16 protein-coding genes are annotated in these 16623 nt (G+C 63.1%); 8 read left to right on the top strand and 8 right to left on the bottom strand.

The genetic code is table 11. The annotated features are described in order from the left end of the window. Positions 1 to 175: 175 nt before the first annotated feature. From cysN to K6M89_RS05595, 3 genes are all read right to left on the bottom strand, one after another. Positions 176 to 1672 (bottom strand): sulfate adenylyltransferase subunit CysN, encoded by a 1497-nt coding sequence (gene cysN, locus K6M89_RS05605; RefSeq protein WP_097582715.1) that lies wholly within the window; start codon positions 1670 to 1672, stop codon positions 176 to 178. A gap of 1 nt (position 1673) precedes the next feature. Beyond that, positions 1674 to 2627: a sulfate adenylyltransferase subunit CysD gene (cysD, locus tag K6M89_RS05600; protein ID WP_097582717.1), complete on the bottom strand. Its 954-nt coding sequence runs from the start codon at positions 2625 to 2627 to the stop codon at positions 1674 to 1676. 115 nt (positions 2628 to 2742) lie between these two features. After that, complete coding sequence (locus K6M89_RS05595) at positions 2743 to 3483, bottom strand: phosphoadenylyl-sulfate reductase (protein ID WP_097582719.1); 741 nt, start codon at positions 3481 to 3483, stop codon at positions 2743 to 2745. Between the two features lie 419 nt (positions 3484 to 3902). On the opposite strand from K6M89_RS05595, the gene K6M89_RS05590 reads away from it, so the two are divergent. The 3 genes from K6M89_RS05590 (at position 3903) to K6M89_RS05580 (ending at position 5333) form a co-directional block, all read left to right on the top strand. Further along, positions 3903 to 4349 carry an RrF2 family transcriptional regulator gene (locus K6M89_RS05590; RefSeq protein WP_004669535.1) on the top strand — a complete coding sequence of 149 codons (447 nt, stop codon included), beginning with the start codon at positions 3903 to 3905 and terminating at the stop codon, positions 4347 to 4349. A 117-nt stretch (positions 4350 to 4466) separates the two neighbouring features. Beyond that, the gene (locus K6M89_RS05585) at positions 4467 to 4853 is read left to right on the top strand and encodes a DUF6152 family protein (protein WP_222138702.1); all 387 of its coding nucleotides are present in this window, start codon (positions 4467 to 4469) and stop codon (positions 4851 to 4853) included. A gap of 6 nt (positions 4854 to 4859) precedes the next feature. Continuing rightward, on the top strand, positions 4860 to 5333 hold the full coding sequence (locus K6M89_RS05580; RefSeq protein ID WP_222138701.1) for a DUF6644 family protein: 474 nt from the start codon (positions 4860 to 4862) through the stop codon (positions 5331 to 5333). 73 nt (positions 5334 to 5406) lie between these two features. On the opposite strand, the gene K6M89_RS05575 is transcribed toward K6M89_RS05580, so the two are convergent. From K6M89_RS05575 to betI, 4 genes are all read right to left on the bottom strand, one after another. Then, positions 5407 to 5844 (bottom strand): VOC family protein, encoded by a 438-nt coding sequence (locus K6M89_RS05575; protein ID WP_222138700.1) that lies wholly within the window; start codon positions 5842 to 5844, stop codon positions 5407 to 5409. 79 nt (positions 5845 to 5923) lie between these two features. After that, the gene (betA, locus tag K6M89_RS05570; RefSeq protein WP_222138699.1) at positions 5924 to 7576 is read right to left on the bottom strand and encodes a choline dehydrogenase; all 1653 of its coding nucleotides are present in this window, start codon (positions 7574 to 7576) and stop codon (positions 5924 to 5926) included. A gap of 202 nt (positions 7577 to 7778) precedes the next feature. Next, positions 7779 to 9242, bottom strand: a complete 1464-nt coding sequence (gene betB / locus K6M89_RS05565; protein WP_222138698.1) for a betaine-aldehyde dehydrogenase — start codon at positions 9240 to 9242, stop codon at positions 7779 to 7781. 1 nt (position 9243) lies between these two features. Next, positions 9244 to 9879 carry a transcriptional regulator BetI gene (gene betI, locus K6M89_RS05560; protein ID WP_222138697.1) on the bottom strand — a complete coding sequence of 212 codons (636 nt, stop codon included), beginning with the start codon at positions 9877 to 9879 and terminating at the stop codon, positions 9244 to 9246. A 243-nt stretch (positions 9880 to 10122) separates the two neighbouring features. Here betI and K6M89_RS05555 point away from each other — a divergent pair, with 243 nt between their 5' ends. From K6M89_RS05555 to K6M89_RS05535, 5 genes are all read left to right on the top strand, one after another. Further along, a complete protein-coding gene (locus tag K6M89_RS05555; RefSeq protein WP_222138696.1) occupies positions 10123 to 10671 on the top strand; it encodes an HdeD family acid-resistance protein in 549 nt (182 codons plus the stop codon). A 162-nt stretch (positions 10672 to 10833) separates the two neighbouring features. Next, positions 10834 to 11076 (top strand): ribbon-helix-helix domain-containing protein, encoded by a 243-nt coding sequence (locus tag K6M89_RS05550; protein ID WP_097582735.1) that lies wholly within the window; start codon positions 10834 to 10836, stop codon positions 11074 to 11076. A gap of 159 nt (positions 11077 to 11235) precedes the next feature. After that, on the top strand, positions 11236 to 13053 hold the full coding sequence (locus tag K6M89_RS05545; RefSeq protein ID WP_222138695.1) for a GGDEF domain-containing protein: 1818 nt from the start codon (positions 11236 to 11238) through the stop codon (positions 13051 to 13053). A 78-nt stretch (positions 13054 to 13131) separates the two neighbouring features. Then, positions 13132 to 14127, top strand: a complete 996-nt coding sequence (locus K6M89_RS05540) for an NAD(P)H-quinone oxidoreductase (RefSeq protein ID WP_222138694.1) — start codon at positions 13132 to 13134, stop codon at positions 14125 to 14127. 159 nt (positions 14128 to 14286) lie between these two features. Beyond that, positions 14287 to 15066 (top strand): class I SAM-dependent methyltransferase, encoded by a 780-nt coding sequence (locus K6M89_RS05535; protein WP_222138693.1) that lies wholly within the window; start codon positions 14287 to 14289, stop codon positions 15064 to 15066. Between the two features lie 47 nt (positions 15067 to 15113). Here K6M89_RS05535 and K6M89_RS05530 read toward each other — a convergent pair whose 3' ends face one another. Next, positions 15114 to 16541: an MFS transporter gene (locus tag K6M89_RS05530; RefSeq protein WP_222138692.1), complete on the bottom strand. Its 1428-nt coding sequence runs from the start codon at positions 16539 to 16541 to the stop codon at positions 15114 to 15116. Between the last annotated feature and the right edge of the window lie 82 nt (positions 16542 to 16623).

Raw genomic sequence — 16623 nt, 5'->3', positions numbered from 1 at the left:
CTCCTGCCTCCTGCTCCTTCAGCACCGCAATAATCTGCTCTTCCGTAAATCTCTGCTTCTTCATTCGTCCGTCCTTTGATCGGCCGGACTCTAATCAATTCTGGAGGAAATTCGCAGTGGCAGGTCACCTAAGCCTCGCAAAAAGGGGCCGGTCTTGCCGGCCCCTTATCTCCTGTCAGATATCGCTGGCAGCGCTCGACCACAGGTCGGCGGCTTCGGCCGCGGTCATGCGGCGCACCTCGGCCTCGTGGCTGCGGCTGGCGAAGAGTTCGCTGGCCATGATCTGCTCGGCGAGATCGGCCGGCAGCGAGAGGATGACGCGGGCGTCGCCATTGTGCAGGCCGCCGAGTTCGCTGCGTTTGCCGGTCACCATGCCGCCGGCGACCGTGTTGTTGGTCTCCGGATCGATCAGGATGAAGGAGCCGGACTGGCGGTTCTGCTCGTAAGGGTCGAAGATCGCCGCTTCGTCGAAGGAAAGGCGCACCTTGCCGATCGCGTTCATGTAGAGCCGCTGGGCGGCGTTCCAGGTACCGGTCTTCAGTTCCAGCTGGCTCAACGGCTGCACCTGGACGCGCTGGCGGCGCGAGCCGCTCTTCAGCCAGTAGCGTTTGCCGGGCTCGATGCCCTCGGGCTGCAAGGCGACGATCTGCGCGTCGAAGGCGAGGCCGACCTGCGGCTGGGCGTCGATCGAGACGATCATGTCGCCGCGCGCGACGTCGACCTGGCGGTCGAGCACCAGCGTGATCGCATCACCGGCGACGGCGGCGTTGCGCACCAGATCGAATGTGACGATCTTGGAGACATTGGCGACCATGCCGGACGGCAGGATCATGACGCTGTCGCCGGGTTTGACCGAACCGCCGGCAACCGTGCCCTGATAGCCGCGGAAGCTTTCGCCCGGGCGCGACACGCGCTGCACCGACAGGCGGAAGCCGACCGTCTGCGACGAGCGTACGGTGGCAAGCTCCAGCGTCTCCACCAGCGTCGGGCCGCTGTACCAGGGCATGGCGGCCTGGCCGGAATAAACGACGTTTTCGCCCTTCAGCGCCGACATCGGAATGGCGGTGATCTGCTTGACGCCGAGCGACAGGGCAAATTCCCGGAATTCGTGGCTGATCTTGTCGAAGCCGGCGCGGTCATAGCCGGTCAGGTCGATCTTGTTGACGGCGAGCACGAACTGCTTGATGCCGAGCAGCGAAGCGATCGTCGCGTGACGGCGCGTCTGTTCGAGAATGCCGAAGCGCGCGTCGACGAGCAGGATGGCGAGATCGGCGGTCGAAGCGCCGGTCGCCATGTTGCGGGTATATTGCTCGTGGCCGGGCGTGTCGGCGACGATGAAGGAGCGCTTGTCGGTCGAGAAATAACGATAGGCGACATCGATGGTGATGCCCTGTTCACGCTCGGCCTGCAGGCCGTCGAGCAGCAGGGCGAAATCGGGCAGGCCGAGATCGTTCTGCTTGCCGGTGGAATCGCGCTGCAGCGTGGCGGCCTGGTCTTCCTTGACCGCCTTGGTGTCCCAGAGCAGGCGGCCGATCAGCGTCGACTTGCCGTCATCGACGCTGCCGCAGGTAATCAGTCGCAGCGGGCGCGTATCGCGCTGGGCCTTCTGCGGCTCGGCCGCGGGCAGGCTGACGGCGGTTGCGGCCGAGACGGCGGTGTTGGCTGCGGTCATCTCAGAAATATCCTTCACGCTTCTTCTTTTCCATGGAGCCGGACTGGTCGCGGTCGATGGCGCGGCCCTGACGTTCGGACACCGTTGCTATTTCGAGTTCGGCGATCACCTCTTCCAGTGTGGTCGCCTGTGAGCGGATGGCGCCGGTCAGCGGGAAGTCGCCGAGCGTGCGGAAGCGGATCATGCCTTCCTGGCGCACTTCGCCGGGCAAAAGTTCGAGGCGCGGATCCTCGGCCAGGATCATCATGCCGTCACGCTCCACGAAAGGCCGCTTCCTGGCGTAATAAAGCGGAACGAGCGGAATGTCCTCGGCCTGGATGTAGCGCCAGATATCGACTTCGGTCCAGTTCGACAGCGGGAAGGCGCGCACGCTTTCGCCCTTGCGGATCATGCCGTTATAGACGTTCCAGAGTTCCGGCCGCTGGTTGCGCGGATCCCAGCGATGGTCGGGCGTGCGGAAGGAATAGATGCGCTCCTTGGCGCGGCTTGCCTCCTCGTCGCGGCGCGCACCGCCGAAAGCGGCGTCGAACTGGCCGGCATCGAGCGCCTGGCGCAGGCCCTCGGTCTTCATGATGTCGGTGAAGGCGGCCGAACCATGAGTGAACGGCGTGATGTTCTCCGCCGCACCGCGCGGATTGATGTGCTCGATCAGGTCGAGATCGTATTTCCTGGCGGTCTCATCGCGGAAGGCGATCATCTCGCGGAATTTCCAGCCGGTATTCACATGCAGCAGCGGGAAGGGCACGCGGCCGGGATAGAAGGCCTTGCGCGCCAGATGCAGCAGCACCGAGGAATCCTTGCCGATCGAATAGAGCATGACCGGACGCTCGAATTCGGCCGCGACCTCGCGGAAGATATGGATGGATTCGTTTTCCAGCGCCTTCAGATGCGGGTCGAGCGGCGCCTTGGCGCTCTGCGGGTTGCTGAGTTCCGTATCCGGACGGCTATCGGGCATGTCTTACTCCAGACTGTCGGTCGTTTGCGGCTGCCCGCAAACAATTCCTAGATGTTGGCTTCCCCAAAGGCTGCGGCGGTCGCCGCGCCCTGATTGGCAAAGCCGTGAGGGTTGATTACTGTGCGGCGATCACCGCGGCCTCTTCGGCGACATGCAGGCCGCATTCGCGCTTCTCGTCCTGTTCCCACCACCAGCGGCCGGCGCGCTCCGGCTCGCCGGGCTTGATCGCCCGCGTGCACGGCTCGCAGCCGATCGAGGGATAGCCGCGGGCATGCAGCGGATTGACCGGCACGCCGTTGTCGGACACGAAGGCCTTGATCGCCTCCAGGTCCCAATCGGCGAGCGGATTGACCTTCACGAGGTGCCGTTCGGCGTCATATTCGGCAAACGGCGTCTCGGCGCGGTTGGCCGATTGGCCGCGGCGCAGGCCGGTGATCCAGATCGTTGCACCCTCGAGCGCGCGCGCAAGCGGCTTCAGCTTGCGCACGCCGCAACAGGCATGCCTGGCTTCGACACTCTCGTAGAAGCCGTTGAGGCCGTATTTCGCTGCATAGGCGTCGATATCGGCCTTTTCAGGTGTGAAGCGCTGGATGTGGATGTCGTACTGGGCTTCCGTCTCTTCGATCAGCGACAGCGTCTCGGCAAACAGCCGGCCGGTCTCGAGCGTCGCGATGTCGATCGGCAGGCGGTGCGTGCCAATCTCGGCGCTGATCACCTGGTCCTCGATGCCGAGCGAGGTGGTGAACACCACGCGCCCGCCAAGGCCCGCCACCAGCGACAGGCGCCCGGCAAGGTCGAGACCCGCCAGCTTGTCGTTCAGCGCCTCGGCTTCCGCAATCCTATCGATAACAGTCATGAGAATCCTGTCCTTTGTTGACGGGAGTATCGCAGTTCAATCCTGGATCGGACAGAAAAAGGGATTTCGAAAGCTGCGGCCGGAGGAGCAAATATCTCTCCGAAGCTGCCGCAATGCAAAAAAACAGCCGCCCGAGGATAAAAATCCTCACGAACAGCTGGTATGTCTATAAAAATAGTAGAGTTACACGCAGCCTGTCAATCCGAAATCTGAAGTGATGGCGAAAAAGGTGCGGAAGCCGCGGTTTTGGCGTAGATTGAGTAAGCTTGGCCAAGGGCAAAAAACAAGGCCAAAACGCTTGTTCCTCAAGGCTTTCTCCGGCGCGTTCAAATTCCGTTCATGCTGGCTGTGCCATAGAGGCTGATGTACCCGTGAAGCGGCGCGGAATTCGCGCCGCATGTGTGTGTCGACGGTCCGAGATGATTACGCAAAAGGCGAAATATGCGCTGCGGGCGCTGACGGTTCTGGCGGATGCCGATGCCGACGAACCGGTGATGATTTCCGATATCGCCGCGCAGCAGAAAATCCCGAAGAAGTTCCTCGAACAGATCCTGCTCGACCTGAAACATCACGGCATCGTCGCCAGCCGCCGCGGCAAGCAGGGCGGTTATCTCCTCCTCAAGCCCGCCCATACCATCACCTTCGGCGAGATCCTGCGCATCATCGACGGCCCGATCGCGCCGCTGCCGTGCCTGTCGATCACCGCCTACCGCAAATGCGACGATTGCGACGGCGAACAGACCTGCGAAATCCGCCACGTCTTCGCCAAGGTCGCCGACGCCACCCGCAAGGTGCTGTTCTCCACGACCATTGCCGATGCCGTCGGCCCGAGGCACGGCGCCGAAGTCACCCGGTTGCTCGCCTGAGCATCAAGGCTCGATGAGAGCCCGCGGCATCTCTCTCCCTTCAAGATTTGGTGAAATGCCTTTTCTCGCCGCTGCTGTGCTCCACCTGCCTGTCCATGCGGGTAGGGAGAAGGATCCATGTTTGCAATTTCGACAAAGCATCTGCTGGCGGCCGTCGGTCTGTCGGTTGCCCTTGCAACGAGCGCTGCCGCCCATCACGGCTGGTCATGGGCCGAGGCGGACCAGATCGAGCTTCGCGGCACCATCGAAAAGATTTCCATGGGCGGGCCGCATCCGACGCTCGATGTCGCGACCGCCGATGACGGCGTCTGGCGTGTCGAACTCGGCAATCCGCGCCAGACGGAGCGCTCCGGCTTCGTCGAGGGCGTCGCCAAGCCCGGCGACCAGGTGATCGCCCTTGGCAACCGTTCGCAGGATCGCAACGAGAAGCGGATGAAGGCCGTGCGCATCACCATCGGCGACAAGCGCTACGATATCTATCCCGATCGCATCCGGACGAACTGATCCGTCGTGATCGCCGTTCTCGAATGGCTGTCGGCTACCATGCCCGCGGTTGCGCTCCGGCGCTCCGCAACCCTCTACATGTTCGTCAATGCCGGCCATATCCTTGCGATCGGCCTTCTCGTCGGCGCCATCCTGCCGCTCGATCTGAGGCTCGCCGGCTTCTTCCGCAAGGTGCCGGCGGAGATCATCGCGCCGTTTCTGTCGCGCGCGGCGGGCGTCGGCCTTGCCGCGGCCGTCGTCACCGGCTTCTGTCTCTTCAGCGTGCGAGCGGTCGAATATGCCGCCAATCCCGCCTTCCTCACCAAGCTCGCCCTGATCGGGCTCGGCCTGCTCAACCTCCTTGCCGTCCATCTCGGGCAAGGGTGGAAGACGCTCATGACAACCGGCCTGATCCGGCCCGGCCTGCGCTTCTCCGCAGCCCTGTCGGCGGCAACCTGGACCGCCGCCCTATTGGCGGGGCGATGGATCGGATTTCTCTGAAGATCTTGATCGTGAAACGGCGTTATAGCCTCAGAAGCCCTTCGACTTGAGGACCATTCCTGGTCTGTCGGGCTCAGCCGAGTTCCTGGGCGAGCCCGATGAGAAGCCCTTCAGGGCCACGGATGTAGCAGAGCCGATATGCGTCCTCGTACCGGACGACTTCGCCGACGAGCTGTGCGCCGCGGCTGCGGAGCCGTTCGAGCGTCTCGTCGATGTCGTCGACGGTGAACATGGCGCGGAGATAACCGAGGGCGTTGACCGGGGCGTTGCGGTGATCTGCAATGACATCAGGCCTGAGGAAGCGGGAGAGCTCGAGCCGGCTGTGTCCATCCGGTGTGCGCATCATGGCGATCTCGACATGCTGATCGCCCAGTCCGGTCACTCGTCCGGCCCATTCGCCTTCGATCGTGGCCTGTCCTTCGAGTTCGAAACCGAGTTCGCGAAAGAAATCAATCGCGCCTCCAAGGTCTTCGACGACGATCCCGACGTTGTCCATCCGCTTGAGCGCCATGTTTCCAGTCTCCCGAGTGTCGTTGCAACCTACAGGGTGCCGTCTGGTCTGACAACGGACGCTTGAGCAGGCCCCGCCATCACCGGTCGCTGACCGCCGCCCTTGGATTGACCCAGGGTTCCTGGTTCGAGCGCGCCAGCGGCTGCTTGCCGAGAATGTGATCGGCGGCCTTCTCGCCGGTCATGATCGAGGGGCCGTTCAGATTGCCGTAGGTGACGTGCGGGAAGATCGAGCTGTCGGCGACGCGCAGGGCCTCGACGCCGATCACCCGGGTTTGCGGATCGACCACCGCCATCGGATCGTCCTTGGCGCCCATCTTGCAGGTGCCGCAGGGGTGATAGGCGCTTTCCAGATGTTCGCGCAGGAAGGCGTCGATCTCCTCGTCGCTCTGCACGCTTTCGCCGGGCTGGATCTCCGGGCCGCGATAGTCGTTGAAGGCCGTCTGCCCGAAGATCTCGCGGGTCAGGCGCACGCAGTGGCGGAATTTCTCCCAGTCCTCGGGATGGCTCATATAGTTGAAGCGCAGCACCGGATCGGCCTTGGGATCGGGCGAGCGCAGCGTCACGCTGCCGCGCGATTTCGACAGGTTGTAGCCGACATGCACCTGGAAACCGTGGCTTTTCGCCGCCGCCTTGCCGTCATAGCTGATCGCCACCGGCAGGAAGTGGTACTGGATATCGGGCTGCTTCAGCCCGGGTGCCGAGCGCAGGAAGGCGCAGGCCTCGAACTGGTTGGAGGCGCCGAGCCCACCCTTCGACAGCAGCCATTGCGCCCCGGCCACGCCCTGCCAGAACCAGGGCAGCCAGGAGTAAAGCGACACCGGCTTGGTGCTGATCTGCTGGAAGTAGAATTCCATGTGGTCCTGCAGGTTGGCGCCGACACCCGGTCGGTCGGCCTTCACCGCGATGCCCATGTCGTTCAAATGTTGGCCGGGGCCGATCCCCGACAGCATCAGCAGCTTCGGTGAATTGAAGGAGGAAGCCGAGACGATGACCTCGCGATTGGCCTTCACCACCTCCACTTTGCCGCCGCGCTCGATCTCGACGCCGGTCGCCCGGCCGTCCTCGATGACGATCCGGCGCGCCACACCGTAGACGATCCCGACATTGTCCCGCTTCAGCGCCGGTTTCAGATAGGCATTGGCGGCAGACCAGCGGCGGCCGGCAAAGATGGTCTGCTCCATCAGCCCGAAGCCTTCCTGCTTGCTGCCGTTATAATCCTCGGTCGTCTCGAAGCCCGCCTGTTTGCCGGCCTCGATGAAGGCGCGGAACAGTGGATTGGTGAAGCCGCCGCGCTGGACATGAAGCGGCCCGTCAGTGCCGCGCCAGCCCTCCTCGCCGCCATGCGAATGCTCCATCCGCTTGAAATAGGGGAGAACGTCGGCATAGGCCCAGCCGCTGGCGCCGAGCTCCTCCCAGCGGTTGAAGTCCTCGGCATGGCCGCGCACATAGACCATGCCGTTGATCGAGGAGGAGCCGCCGATCACCTTGCCGCGCGGCGCAGTGATGCGCCGGTTGTTGAGGTTCGGCTCCGGCTCGGAAAGGTAGCCCCAATTGTAGCGCTTCATGCTCATCGGCCAGGCAAGCGCTGCCGGCATCTGGATGAACGGCCCGAAATCGCTGCCGCCCGCCTCGATGACGAGGACGGTATTCTTGCCGTCTTCCGACAGGCGATAGGCGAGGGCGGATCCCGCCGAGCCCGAGCCGATGATGACGAAATCTGCTTGTTGCATGACGTTCCCTTGGATTCTTTTGCAACTGGCTGAAGACCCCGCCCCAAACCCCTCCCCACAAGGGGGAGGGGCTAAACCTGCCGCACCGCCTCACTCCGAAATCAGCGCCGCAAGCGATGCGATTGAAGGAGAGTAACGCCAGTGCCGCGGGCTAGCCCCTCCCCCTTGTGGGGAGGGGTTGGGGAGGGGTCTTCTCCCACACTCAATAAGGCGCCTGTACCGGCCCCATTCCGACGTAGACCGTCTTCAGCTCGGAATAATGCTCCAGCGCCGCCAGCGAATTCTCGCGGCCGAAGCCGGATTGTTTAGAGCCGCCGAAGGGGATTTCGACAGGGCAGAGATTGTAGGTGTTGATCCAGAGCGTGCCGGCCTCCAGCCGGTCGACGACGCGGTGGGCGCGGGTGAGGTCGGCGGTGAAGACGCCGCCCGACAGGCCGAATTCGCTGGCATTGGCGCGGGTGATCACCTCGTCCTCATCGTTGAAATCGAGCACCGACATCACAGGCCCGAAGATCTCCTCGCGGGCGATGGTCATGTCGTCGGTGACGTCGGCAAAGACGGTCGGCTGCACGTAATAGCCTTCGCCGGATACATTGTTCGGAATGCCGCCGCCGGCAATCAGGGTGGCGCCCTCGGCCTTGCCCTTCTCGATATAGGCGATCACCTTTTCGCGCTGCGCCCAGGAAACCATCGGGCCGATCTGCGTCGCCTCGTCCATCGGGTCGCCGATCAGCATCGCCTCGGTGCGCGCCTTCAGCCGCTTCAGGAACTCGGCCTTAACAGCCTTCTGCACGAAGACGCGCGTGCCGTTCGAGCAGACCTGGCCGGTCGAATAGAAATTGCCGAGCATGGCCCCGCCGACCGCCGAATCGAGATCGGCGTCGTCGAAGACGATGAGCGGCGATTTGCCGCCGAGCTCCATCGTCACATGCTTGAGGCTGCCGGCCGCAGCCGCCGCCACCCGGCGCCCAGTCGGCACCGATCCGGTCAGCGACACCTTGGCGACGTCCGGATGGTTGACGAGCAGCGGTCCGGTGTCGCGGTCGCCCTGGATGACGTTGAAGAGCCCCTTCGGCAGCCCCGCCTCATACAGGATCTCGGCGATCTTCAGGGCGCCGAGCGGCGTGTTCTCCGAGGGCTTGAACACCATGGCGTTGCCTGAGATCAGCGCCGGCGCGCTCTTCCAGCAGGCAATCTGCTGTGGATAGTTCCAGGCGCCGATGCCGACGCAGACGCCGAGGGGGACGCGTTTGGTATAGGCAAAATCCTGGCCGAGCGGGATATAAGCGCCGTTGAGCCCGGCCGGCGCGACCCCGCCGAAGAATTCGAAGGCGTCGGCGCCCGAGGTCGGATCGGCGACGATCGTCTCCTGGATCGGCTTGCCGGTGTCGAGCGTTTCCAGTTCGGAGAGCTCGCGATTGCGTTCGCGCATGATCTCGGCGGCGCGTTTCAAGACGCGGCCGCGCGCCATCGGGCTCATCGCCGCCCATTCCGGCTGGGCGCGTCTGGCCGCGGCGATCGCCTTCTCGACGATCGCAGGCGTTGCCGCATGCAGCCGGGCAATCACCTCGCCGGTGGCGGGATAAAGGCTCTCGATGACGGCGCCGTCGCTGTCCTCGACATATTCGCCATCGATGAAGTGCGAGGCTTTCGGCTGGGCTTTCATGTCATTTGTCCTTGGATGGTGCGAAGTGGTTTTTCCTTCCCCCGGTGGGAGAAGCGGAGGCGCTGGCCAGAAGCGCGTTCACATAATCCTCCGTCAGCGCGATCGAGGCTTCGATGCCGATCGGCGCCGATTTCAGACTTTGCCTGATATAGAGCCCGTCGATCATCGCCGCAGCGCCCTCGGCGACGCGTTCTGCGGCATCGGCCGGCAGCAGCGCCTTGAGATCGGCAAGCAGGTTGGAGCGCAGCCGCCGGGCATAGATCACCAGGAAGCGGCGCGTCTCCTCCGAGCGCTGCGCCTCGGCATAGAAGGCGAGCCAGGCCGCGATCGTCTCGGGCGCGAACTGGTCGGCATTGAAGCTGACGCGGATCACGGCCGAAAGCCGCTCGCGCGGCGTCCGCGCCGCCTTCAGCGCGACCACCGTGTCGCGGCGCAGCTGCCGCAGCAGCGAGCGGATCGTCTCGATCAGCAACTGCTCCTTGCTGCCGAAATAGTGATGCGCAAGGGCTGGCGATACGCCGGCCTGGCGGGCGATGTCGGACATGGTGACGGCAAGCGAGCCGTGATCGCCGATCACCCGCAGGGCTGCGTCGACAAGCGCCTTGCGGCGCACCGGCTCCATTCCGACCTTCGGCAAAACCGCCAGCTCCCCTGAAATTTCAGCGACAGCGCGTCACGTCAAATATAAATCATGACGCGCTTCAGCCGTTTGTTTGATGCATGTCGTTGTCCCGGAACCGCTGCACACGTCCGGGCGACAGGCAGTAGAGTATTTTTGATTGACCGATCAATCAATAAAAATCTTTCGCGTCTGACGCGGGTTCGGATCTTTTCGCGAGATTTTGCTGCAACATATTCAAAATCATCCGGGAGGTGCGTTATGACAGATGTCTTTGACGGAGTGCCGAAATCCCAACTGCAGTCGAAATGGATCTGGTTCGTCGGCCTCGGCGTGCTGCTCTTCGTCTGCGGGCTGATCGCTCTCGGCAATCTGATGCTCGCCACTGTCGTCTCCGTCTATTACGTCGGCATGCTGATGCTGTTCGGCGGCGTCATCTATCTCGTCCACGCCTTCCAGGTGCGCGGCTGGGATCACGTGCTCTTCTGGGCGTTGAGCGGCCTGCTCTATGTGCTGGCCGGCATCTGCGCCTTCGTCAATCCGATCCTGACATCGGCTGCGCTGACGCTGTTTCTGTCGCTCGCCCTGGTCATCGCCGGCGTCTTCCGCACCTGGGTCGGCAGGCGCATGAAGCCGGCAAAAGGCTGGGGCTGGATCGTCGCCAGCGGCGTCATCACCGCCCTTGCCGGTTTCGTCATCGCGCTCGGCTGGCCGGTCAACAGCCTCTGGGTCCTCGGCCTGTTCCTGGCTGCCGATCTCATTATCCAAGGCTCGACCATGATCGCCTTCGGCCTCGGCATCCGCGGCTGAAGCCTTTTTGCTACGCCTATTTTGACAAGGACATGACAGGGGATTAGACTTAAGGGGTATGGACCGCTCGCCAAAAGGGTGTGGTTCTGTGTACGATCGCCGCAAATGGTCATGCATCCCCCAAAGGCAGGGTTCTGCCTGAATAAAAAAGGGAGGAAGTTCATGCCGATGGTCACCGTTTCCATCTCTCCGCAACAGGCAGCGGGCATTCGTGCCGCCGTCGACACGGGCGGCTATGCCTCGAGCAGCGAGGTCGTCCGCGAGGCGCTTCGTCTCTGGGATACTGCTCGCAAGCTCGGCGAAATCAAGGCCGATCGCCTCGATGACGAGAGCGTTGCCTCGGGCGGCAGATGCGTCGCCGACATGTTTGCCGATCATGAGGCGCAGCGCCGTCGCTCCGCCTGAACAAGCGTCTGATTGTATGGGGGAATTCAAATAAACGCAGAACGCGCAGCGATGGTCCGCGTCTTTCACAAAACTTTCACACTGGCGAAAGGGTTCATTGATCCTTCTGCCGCATGGTCCTGGCTCAAGAAGAACAAATCACAGCGGAGCTCGGCCGAGATGAAAACCGGCACATCCCTGGCTGCCCCTGTCGAGCCCGACGTCCTGCGCCGTTATGCCAGCGACCAGATCGTCACCCTTGCCAAGCTTGTGGTCGAGAATGCCTTCCAGCCGATCGTCGAGGCCGGCACCGGCACGGTGTTCGGTTATGAATCGCTGATGCGCGGCCAGGAGCGTATCGGCTTCGACACGCCCGCCGACATTCTCGACGAAGCCCATCGGGCCGGCCAGCTCTTACAGCTCGAACAGATGCTGGCGAGCCGCGCGCTCGCCAAATTCGCGACGCTGTCGAATTTCTCCAGCTCCACGCTGTTCCTCAATCTCGATGTCCGGCTGATCCCGCATGGCGAGCGCCTGGTCGAAAACCTGCTGCAGCATCTGAGAACCGCGAATATTCCGCCGTCTTCGATCTGCTTCGAATTCTCCGAGCGTTTCGACAATACCAGTGTGCCGGAATTTTCCGCCCTGGTGTCGAAGCTGCGCAAGGCCGGCTTCAAGCTGGCGATCGACGATTTCGGCGTCGGTCACGGCGAAATGAAACTGCTGTGCGATTATTCCGTCGATTATCTCAAGATCGACCGCCATTTCGTTGCCGAGATCGACCGCAGCCCGCGCAAGCGCCATCTCTTGAAGAGCATCGTCAACATTGCCCATGTGCTCGGCACCCGCGTCATTGCCGAAGGCATCGAGACCGAGGCCGAATTCATCGCCTGCCGCGAATATGGCGTCGACCTCGTCCAGGGCTGGTTCATCTCGCGGCCGACGACGCACATGTCGGAGCTGGCGCCGTCCTTCCCGCATCTGCAGGAGCTCGGGAAAAGCAAGCGGGGCAGCCAGTCGCTCGACGAGATCCTCATCCGCAAGCAGATCGAGCTCTTGCCGGCGGTCTACGAAAACGACACCATCGACAGCGTCTTCGAGCTTTTCCGCCGCAATCCGCGCCAGGCCTTCTTTCCCGTCCTCAACGCCAACAGCGAGCCGCGCGGCATCATCCACGAGCAGCACCTCAAGGAATATATCTACCAGCCCTTCGGCCGCGATCTCCTGAAGAACAAGATGTATGAGCGCAGCATTTCGCATTTCGTCGAGATGGCGCCGATCGTCGGCCTCGACAGCGATGCCGAGCATCTGATGACGATCTTCGCCAATATGGAAGGCAGCAACTGCCTGATCCTGACCGACAATATGCGTTACGCCGGCGTCGTCTCCGCCGCCTCGCTGATCAAGGTCATCAACGAGAAGCAGTTGAAGACCGCCCAGGACCAGAACCCGCTGACCGGCCTGCCGGGCAATCGCGCCATCCGCGATTTCATGCGCCAGTCCGGCCGCGACGGCGATGAGGTCCGCCATTTCTGCTACTGCGATTTCGACAATTTCAAGCCGTTCAACGATGCCTACGGCTTCCATCTCGGCGACCATGCGATCTCGCTGTTTGCCGCGCTGATGCGCCGTTATTTCTTCGCCGAGCGGCATTTCCTCGGCCATGTCGGCGGCGACGACTTCTTCATCGGCGTCGTCGGTTGGACGCAGGACGAGCTGACGGAAATTCTCGACCGGCTGATCAGCGATTTCCATGACGACGTGCTCGACCTCTATTCCGAAGAGCACCGCGCCGCCGGCCGCATCCTCGGCCACGACCGCAGCGGCGCCGAAGCCCTGTTCCCGCTGATGCGCTGCTCGATCGGCGTGCTCGAACTGCCGGAAGGCCTCGTCATCGACGATATCAACCGCGTCAGCGCCGAAATCGCCGTCATCAAATCGGCCGCCAAGGAGAGCGAGGAGGGCCTCGCCTTCCACGTCCTGGGCGAGGCGAATTGACGCCCTTGCCGCTTCCAACCTTTCCAAGCCGGCGGAGCTGATTTAATTCCCCTGTTTTGGATCAGGGAGGATCGTACCATGCCATTGCCTCAGGAAATGCGTTTCGTGGATCTCAGCTCCTTCGGCGGGCCGGAGGTGATGGTGATCGCCAGGCGCCCACTGCCGGTGCCCGAAGAGGGGCAGGTGCTGGTGCGTGCCGAGGCGATCGGCGTCAACCGTCCCGACATTGCCCAACGCCAGGGCAGCTATCCCCCGCCGAAGGATGCGAGCCCGATCCTCGGCCTGGAACTGGCCGGTGAAATCGTCGCCGTCGGCCCGGGTGTCAGCGATCATGCCGTCGGCGACAAGGTCTGCGGGCTCGCCAATGGCGGCGCCTATGCCGAATATTGCCTGCTGCCGGCCGGCCAGATCCTGCCCTTTCCCAAGGGCTTTGACGCGGTGAGGGCGGCGGCCCTGCCGGAAACCTTCTTCACCGTCTGGGCCAACCTCTTCCAGATGGCCGGGCTGACGGAGGGCGAGACGGTGCTGATCCATGGCGGCACCAGCGGCATCGGCACGACGGCAATCCAGCTCGCCCGCGCCTTTGGCGCCGAGGTCTACGCGACGGCGGGCTCGCGCGAAAAATGCGAGGCCTGCGAAAGGCTCGGCGCCAAACGGGCGATCAACTACCGCAGCGAGGATTTCGCCGCGGTGATCAAGGCCGAGACCGGCCAGGGCGTCGATATCATCCTCGATATGATCGGGGCTGCCTATTTCGAACGCAATCTCGCCTCGCTCGCCAAGGACGGCTGCCTGTCGATCATCGCCTTCCTCGGCGGCGCCGTTGCCGACAAGGTCAATCTCTCGCCGATCATGGTCAAGCGGCTGACGGTCACCGGCTCCACCATGCGTCCGCGCACGGCCGAGGAAAAACGCGCCATCCGCGACGACCTGCTCGCCGAAGTCTGGCCACTCTTGGAAACGGGCGCCATCGCCCCTGTTATCCACAGGGCCTTTGCTTTCGAAGAAGTCGTCGAGGCACACCGCCTGATGGAGGAGGGCAGCCATATCGGCAAGGTCGTGCTCACCGTCTGAGGTCAGCTTCGGACCAGCATTCGTGCGCAAGGTGAAGCTGATCCTGGGCGTTCGTGAGTCTCCGGGTCGTTGAACAGTTGTCTGATTGAAACCTGGCCCCGAAACTGCGCATCTTGATGTGGCGTTGCTTGCGCGTTGTACGGTCCCTACGAGGATACAATGGCTCTATTCCACGCGTGCCCCATCTGCCGCAGCAGAATTCCGCATTTCGTACCGCTTCCACGCTACTACGTCGACAAGGCGGTCGAGCACGGCTTTCCCTATGGCCTGCATGAATTCGAGACGATCAACCATCAGGCCTATAGCTGCCCCAATTGTCATTCGACCGATCGCGACAGGCTCTTCGCGCTGTTCCTGACGCCGGTATTCCAGCGCCTCAACCAGGCGCAGGCCGTCCGTTTCCTGGACATTGCGCCCGGCCGCGCCTTGACCTTCTGGCTCAAGAGCCACCCGCATATCTTCTACCGCAGCTGCGATATGTATTTGCCCGAGGCAGACGACAAGGCGGATATCCACAACCTGCCCTACGCCGACGAGAGCTTCGACTTCGTGCTTTGTTCCCATGTGCTCGAACACGTCGACGATCCAGTGCGTGCCACCGCCGAAATCCGGCGTGTTCTCAAGCAGGACAGCGTCGCCATCCTGATGGCGCCGATCTGCCTGTCGATCGAGGACACCTATGAAAATCCCGAGGTGACGACGCCGGAAGGCCGCTGGGCGCATTTCGGCCAGGACGACCACGTGCGTCTCTTCTCAAGGTCCGGCTTTGTCGATGTGATCCAGCGCGCCGGTTTGGCTGTCCAGCAAATCCCGGTCACCGAATTCATCACGCCCGAGGTCTGCGAGACCTATGGCATCAGTCGCAACTCCATCCTCTATCTCGGCGTGAAGCAGCAGGCCGTCCAGCAGGCGCCGGAACCGGAGCGCAACGTCGCCTGAAAGCTTTAACCTTCGTACAGAGGCGCCTCGAACCCTGAGGCGCCTTTTCAATTCCGGTTGTCCCTCAGCGTCATCGCAGCGGCGATCGCGACGATGCCGGGCACTGCCATGGCGACATAGAGCCAGTGCGCCGCCGACAGCGTGCCCGATATGCCGCCCGGTTCGACGAGGCCGGCGCCATTGGCGATGACGCCGGCGAAGGCCGCGCCGAAAGCGCCGCCGAGCGAGCTCATCGTCGGGATCGCCGACGAGGCCTTGTCCTGTTCGTTGCTGGCAACGAGTTTCAGCACCATGGCGACGAGATGCGCCCAGCCGAGGCCGATGCCGAAGCCCATCATGAAGATGGAGACCGCCGCCGGCACGATCAGCGGCAAATGCCCCTGCGGATTGTCCCTGGCCAGAAAGAGAGCCAGCGCAGCGGTCGCCGCCGTCTCGATCAGCGCGCCGGCAACGATTCCCGCATGGGCCTGCCTGCCGGTCAGGGAGCTGCTGAGGAAGGCGGCGAAGGTCCAGCCGAGTGCCACCAGCGCCACGAGATAGCCCGACATCAGCGGTGTCACCCCATGCAGGCTCTGCAGGAAATAGGGAATGAAGACGTCGCTGACGAGCACGACGGTCAAGGCGAGCATTACCAGGTAGACGCGGCAAATCGGCCTGGATAGGCTGACGGCACCGGACGGCAGCAGCCGGTTGCGGCTTCGGGTCTCGATGAGCAGCATGGCCGTTACCGCGGTGACCGAGGCGGCGATGAGGGCGGCTTTCATGGCTGTCGCCTCGATCGCACCGGCGGCGCTGATCATCAGCACGGCGGCAAGAAGCAGCCCGATCTGGGCAACCGGCGTCTTGATCTGCTCGCGGTCGTCCTCGACCTCCGGCAAGAGCCGCGGCGCCAGCGCCGCCATGACGAGGCCGAGCGGCACGAGCACGATGAAGGCGTAGCGCCAGCTGCTGCCGGCGGAAAAGAAGCCGCCGAGCGTCGGGCCGATGACGGTCGAGATCCCCCAGATCGCCGCGTAAAGCGTCGTTGCCTTCGGCCACAGCGGTTCGGGATAGACGAAGCGGATGAAGGCGTAACCGAGGGCCGCAAGCGCCCCGGTGCCGAGCCCCTGCAGCGCCCGGCCGATCAGCACCACCGGCATTGACGGAGCGATTGCGGCGACCAGGCTGCCCGCGCCGAAGACAAGGGCGGCGATCACATAGACGCCGCGCAGCGTAATCCCCCGCGGCCGCATGGCGACGAAGATCGAGCCGAGCACGGCGGCGGCGACGAACAGGCTTGTCACCCAGGAAAACAGGGCAAGGCCGCCGATGTCGCGCACGATCGAGGGGGCAATGGTGGCGGTGATGTAGCTCTCGACCGCATAAAGCGTGACGCCGCCGGCTAGCATCAGCGTTGCGGCCAGGTGCTCGGGAAGGAACAGGCGGACGACGGAGCTGGCGTTCGGAAGGGCGATGGTCTGGTCGATTTCGGACATGGGGCGATCCTCGACGTTTTTGCTGGCGGGAAATAATTTTCCAAGTTATAAATTGGAAAATTGCACGCCGTCCGGATTAAAA

Origin of the sequence: Rhizobium croatiense (assembly GCF_019793465.1) — a bacterium.
In the GTDB taxonomy this organism is placed as follows: Bacteria; Pseudomonadota; Alphaproteobacteria; order Rhizobiales; family Rhizobiaceae; genus Rhizobium; species Rhizobium croatiense.
The sequence above is the reverse complement of the archived record's forward strand: the minus strand, read 5'-3'. Positions and strand labels throughout refer to the sequence as shown.